Origin of the sequence: Salimicrobium halophilum (genome assembly GCF_900100295.1) — a bacterium.
Taxonomy (GTDB): Bacteria; Bacillota; Bacilli; order Bacillales; family Halobacillaceae; genus Salimicrobium; species Salimicrobium halophilum.
This window is the reverse complement of sequence record NZ_FNEV01000020.1, coordinates 1-1,468: the sequence shown is the minus strand read 5'-3', so window position 1 is coordinate 1,468 and position 1,468 is coordinate 1. Positions and strand designations below refer to the sequence as shown.

The following is a 1,468-nucleotide window of genomic DNA, read 5'->3' as shown; positions in this document are numbered from 1 at the left end:
GGTAGTGACCCCTAAAAGTTAGAGTTTTTATTATGAAGCTGATTTGCTGGTTTGAGTCCGGTATTGAATAGGACTTAAGCCAGCCAATTTTACTTTTACGCGTTCGTGGTTGTAGTAGTCCATGTATCCCTCGAGCTTTCTCTCAAGCTCTTCATAAGAAACCAATTCTTCTCCGTAATACATTTCCTGTTTGAGAATCCCGAAGAAATTCTCCATCGCCGCATTATCAGCGCAGTTAGCTTTCCTGGACATACTCTGGAAGATACGATGTTTCTTTAAGGTTTTCACCCACTTGCGGTGTTGGTAATGCCAGCCTTGATCAGAGTGGATGGTTGTCCGGAATTCAGCTTCCATTTGGATGGTCTCCAACGCTTCCTTCAACGGCTCTAATACAAACTCCAGGGTAGGTCGTTTGGAAATGCCAAAGGATACAATTTCTCCATTGAAAACGTCCATAATCGGACTTAAATAAAGCTTCTCGTCTCCTGTACATTTAAATTCTGTCACGTCCGTGACTAATTTCTGAAGACGGATGGGCGTGTGGAACCTGCGTTTCAGTCGATTACGAGCCACTTTCCCAATCGTACCCTTGTATGATTTATATCGGGATTTACGGGTGAATTTTTCGCTTTTCAGTCCCAATTCACTCATGATCCGTTGCACTTTTTTATGGTTGATGATATATCCCTGGTTTCTAAGCTCGAAGGTGATGCGGCGATAGCCATAAGTCCCGTCGTGCTTATGAAAAAGTTTCGTAATCATTTCTTTCCACTCTTTATTCAGATCTTCCTCCTGGAAATGCTTTCTCTGGTAATGATACGTGGCTTCAGGAATGCCCACTCGCTGTAAAGCATCTTTTACTTTGAATCCTTCTTCTTTGAGTTCGAATACCAGCGCTGCTTGTGCTTTTCGAGGTAGGCATTCGGGTTCTCCTGAAAAGCTTTTAACTTTTTTAGATAAGAATTCTCCAAACGTAGAAGTTCATTTTCACGTTCTAACTGTTCTTCACGAGTTAAAGGTTTTTCGGTTTTGGATGACTTAGGATTTTTTGACATAGATGGCCGTCCTTTCGCTTTTTCCTGGAGGCCTTTGATCCCTTCCTTCTGAAATGTGTTGGACCATTTCGCAACTAACGAAGGATTATTTAAGCGGAAGGCAATCGCAGTCTCCTGGTGAGAAGCGCCTGTTTGTTTCTTAAAGTTTAATACATCCAGCTTGAATTGGACAGAGTATACTTGTCTGGAATGTCTCTTTTTTAGCCCTTCTTCTCCAAAAGCTTTATACGCTCGGACCCAATTTTTTATTGGGGTTTCACTAGGGATAGAGTATCTTTCAGCTAGTAAAATGTACCCTAGAGGACCTTGGAGATATTCCCTTACCACCTTCAATTTAAATTCCTCACTATACTTTGACATAAAAAACACCCCGGAAATTAGATTTTTTACTCTAACTTCCGGGGTGCAATACC

General features: G+C 41.6%; 2 protein-coding genes. Both read right to left on the bottom strand.

The features are described 5' to 3' along the window. Nucleotides 1–30: 30 nt before the first annotated feature. Complete coding sequence (locus BLQ44_RS16355) at nucleotides 31–894, bottom strand: IS3 family transposase (protein ID WP_245688186.1); 864 nt, start codon at nucleotides 892–894, stop codon at nucleotides 31–33. Continuing rightward, nucleotides 858–1,468, bottom strand: a 611-nt coding sequence (locus BLQ44_RS16350) for a transposase (protein WP_245688185.1), incomplete at its 5' end; no start/stop codon positions are given. The genes BLQ44_RS16355 and BLQ44_RS16350, both read right to left, overlap by 37 nt.